This window comes from Pseudolysinimonas sp. (genome assembly GCF_044239695.1).
In the GTDB taxonomy this organism is placed as follows: domain Bacteria; phylum Actinomycetota; class Actinomycetes; order Actinomycetales; family Microbacteriaceae; genus Pseudolysinimonas_A.
Map to the genome: position 1 here is coordinate 1 of NZ_JBIIAW010000179.1, position 3,136 is coordinate 3,136.

Annotated in this window: 5 protein-coding genes; 4 read left to right on the top strand and 1 reads right to left on the bottom strand. The window is 71.7% G+C overall.

The window, feature by feature from the left end; genetic code table 11:
• The 4 genes from ACILQS_RS16075 to ACILQS_RS16090 form a co-directional block, all read left to right on the top strand.
• The coding region (locus tag ACILQS_RS16075) for a hypothetical protein (RefSeq protein ID WP_395641133.1) at positions 1 to 291 on the top strand (291 nt) is incomplete at its 5' end.
• A 67-nt stretch (positions 292 to 358) separates the two neighbouring features.
• A complete protein-coding gene (locus ACILQS_RS16080; protein WP_395641134.1) occupies positions 359 to 1,096 on the top strand; it encodes a YidC/Oxa1 family membrane protein insertase in 738 nt (245 codons plus the stop codon).
• Positions 1,097 to 1,160: 64 nt separating this feature from the next.
• Positions 1,161 to 1,688 carry an RNA polymerase sigma factor gene (locus tag ACILQS_RS16085; protein WP_395641135.1) on the top strand — a complete coding sequence of 176 codons (528 nt, stop codon included), beginning with the start codon at positions 1,161 to 1,163 and terminating at the stop codon, positions 1,686 to 1,688.
• On the top strand, positions 1,681 to 2,547 hold the full coding sequence (locus tag ACILQS_RS16090; RefSeq protein ID WP_395641136.1) for a hypothetical protein: 867 nt from the start codon (positions 1,681 to 1,683) through the stop codon (positions 2,545 to 2,547). The genes ACILQS_RS16085 and ACILQS_RS16090 overlap by 8 nt, the downstream gene beginning before the upstream one ends.
• A 12-nt stretch (positions 2,548 to 2,559) precedes the next feature.
• Here the strand turns inward: ACILQS_RS16090 and ACILQS_RS16095 are convergent.
• A partial coding sequence (locus tag ACILQS_RS16095) for an OST-HTH/LOTUS domain-containing protein (protein WP_395641137.1) occupies positions 2,560 to 3,136 on the bottom strand: 577 nt, incomplete at its 5' end.

The following is a 3,136-nucleotide window of genomic DNA, read 5'->3' on the forward strand; positions in this document are numbered from 1 at the left end:
CACGCAGCTCTGCTGCTGGTCGCGAGTGCGCTCGCGGTCGTGGTCGCGGCCGCCGTCGGGCCGAACCCCGGGGCTCTGCTCACCGCTCTCGCCGCGTCCGCCGCGCTCGCCGTCGTGGCGACCGTCGCCCTGCGCGAGTTCGTGCTCGCGCCGGCCGAAGCCGCCCTGCGGGTGGGTCACCGCGCCCGGCAGCACCGCGAGTCGCTCGACCGCATCGCCGCGCCCACGCACCCCGGCACTGCGGGCCGGGTGCGCTCGCGTGCCCCCGGAGGGGTCGCACCGGCCGCATAGTCCTCGTCCAGCGAGGAAGGAGCGGCCAGATGTGACCGCATCCCTCCGACTCGCAAAGGACTCTTCCGTGGACTTCACCGCTTTTCCGCCCCTCGCCGCGCTTCTCGACGTGGCGCACTCCGCCCTGCTCGGCCTCGCCGCACTGCTCGAACCCTTCGCCGGCTCCGCCGCCGCGGCCCTCGCGATCGTGCTGGTCACCCTCGCGGTTCGAGCGGTCCTCCTCCCGCTCGGCGTGCTCCAGGTGCGCGCCGAGTTCGCCCGCCGACGGCTCGCCCCGAAACTGGCCGAACTCCAGCGGCGTTGGAAGACGAACCCCGAGAAGTTGCAGACGGCGACGCTGAAGCTCTACCGCGACGAGGGCGTGTCGCCGTTCGCCGGGATCTGGCCGGCGCTCGCCCAGGTGCCGATCGTGTCGGTGCTCTACGGCGTCGCCGTGTCGGCGCAGCTCAACGGGCGCCCGAACGAGCTCCTCACCGAGACGCTCGCCGGTGCGCCGCTCGGGTCGTCCCTCCCGGCCCTGATGGCCTCGCCCACGCTCGCCGTGCTCGTGCCCGTCGCACTCCTCGCCGTGATGGCGGTCGTCGCCTGGTTCACGCGACGGCAGACGCTGCGGATGGCCGCCGCGGCCCCCGCGGTGGAGGGTCCGCTCGCCGGGATGACCGGAACCCTCTCCTGGCTGTCGTTCACGACCGTGCTGATCGCCGCGTTCGTGCCCTTGGCCGCCGCGCTCTACCTCACCGTGTCGACCACCTGGACGTTCGTGGAGCGCACGCTGTTGAGGAGGCGGCTCTCGGTGATCGAGTAGGAACCGCGGGCGCCCCTCCCGAATCTCGGGTGTAACCATGAGCGGATCGCGGACACTACTGAGTGTGGAGACCGATCAGGGGATCTGGGAGCGGGTGCTCTCTGGAGAGGGCGGTGCCTTCGGCGAACTCTGGGATCGCCACCGCGATCGCGTGCTGCGGCACGCCCAGCGCTTGCTCGACAATCACTCAGACGCTGAAGACGCGACGGCGATGGCGTTCCTTGAACTCTGGCGCCGTCGTGTCGACGCCCGCGTCGTCGAGGGATCGGTGCTGCCCTGGCTTCTCGTGGTCACCACCAACGTCGTCCGCAACATCACGCGCGCGCGCCGTCGCTACCGCGACGTCCTCGCGCGACTCCCCGAACCCGCGACATCCCGGGATGCTGGCGAGCTCGTGGCTTCCCGCGCGGACGCAGTCGAGCGGCTCGCCGGTTTCGCCCGGCTCGGGCTGACCGATCAGCATCTCATCACGCTGGTCGCCTTCGACGAACTCTCTGTCCGTGACGCCGCGACCGCCCTCGGTCTCTCCTACGGAGCGGCCAAGACCCGGCTCTCGCGTGCCCGTGCCCGACTGGAGGCTGCTCATGACTGAACCCACAGAATTCGACCCCGCCCGCAGCGAGGCGATCCGCGCCGAACTCGTCGACGTCGTCGATGAGCGCCCCGTCCGCGGCGGCCGGCGCCTCGGCGCGGGAATCGGCCTGGTGCTCGCGGGGATGCTCGTCGGCGGGGGAGCCGCGACCGCGACGGCGGCGATCTGGGATCGCGATCCGGGTCCGGCGCCGTCGTACCCGACGACGAACTTCCGGGGCCAGGCGGATGCGGTCTTCATCCCCGGGGCGCCCGTCGTCACGCCGCTCGCCGGGTCGATCGTGTTCACCGTCGCCGGGGAGCCCCAGGCGTTCGAGCTCTCGCCACCCGCGGATGCCACTCACGTGAGGGTGACGTTTACCTGCACGAGCCCGGGGGCGACGACGTGGGGATTGGACGAGGGCGGGAACAACCCGTCGACGAGCTGTAGCGCCAGCGACCTCCGGCCGGGCGAGCCCTCGCCGACCGCGTGGATAGACTTCGACCTCGCAGACGGTTCAGCCGTCTACCTGCAGCCGCGTGACGGTGCCACTTCCGTGGTGAGCCTGCAATATCTCGCGGTCGTCGAGACGGCGTGGGGGATCAACGAGAGGGGAGAGACCTTCGGCGCGTCGAAGCCCGGCGTGGGCGACCCGGATCTGATGGCGGTTCTCGGTGTGGACGCGGAGGGCGACGCGGTCACCGGATATGCGCGCGCCACCGAGCTGGTGGTGCAGTGTCCCGGTGCTTCACCGCCGATGACGCCCGAGCAGGCGAACGAGCAGCAGGAACGCTGCGACCGGGAGTACCCCGCCGGCTTCGACGTGCCGGTCTACCGCTCCGACGGCGTCACGCAGATCGGCACGTTCCACGTCGGCTGATCCGCCGACGGTTCAGGGCTCGCGGAACGGGTCCGTCGCAGTCGGGGCCGACTTCGCCCGTCGCGGGGCGCGGGCCGCGGGCTTGGTCTCGACCGGCTCGGCGACCTGGGGCTCGGCGTTCCGCGGGGCGGCGGTCGAGGTGGCACGGCGCGACGCCTTCTTCACCGGCTGCGTGGCCGCGGGCGGCGTCTCGGCCGGAGCCGTCGCCTCCTCGCGCAGCCGCATGAAGCGCTGTTGACCGGCCTCGCGGATCTCGACCTGTTCGGCGGCGCGAACGAAGTCCATGAAGCTGCGGAAGCCGAGCGACTTCTCGTTGAACGACGGGTCGAGGCGCTTGATCTGCGATTTCACGGTGGAGGCGTTGAGCCACTCGTCGTCATCCTGCTTGCCGCGGGCGAGCCCGATGGCGCGCACGAGCAGCCGGGTCGCCGTCGCCGGGGTGAGTTCCGGCGTCGCTGCGGCCTCGTCGCCGGCCGCGGGCTTGCCGGTCGCCTTCGCGGGGACGGCGACGGGCTCGAGAGCCGGTTCGTCGCGCAGGATCGCGTCGTAGGTCTCGAACTCGTCGAGCGCGGCGACGAGCGCCTGAATT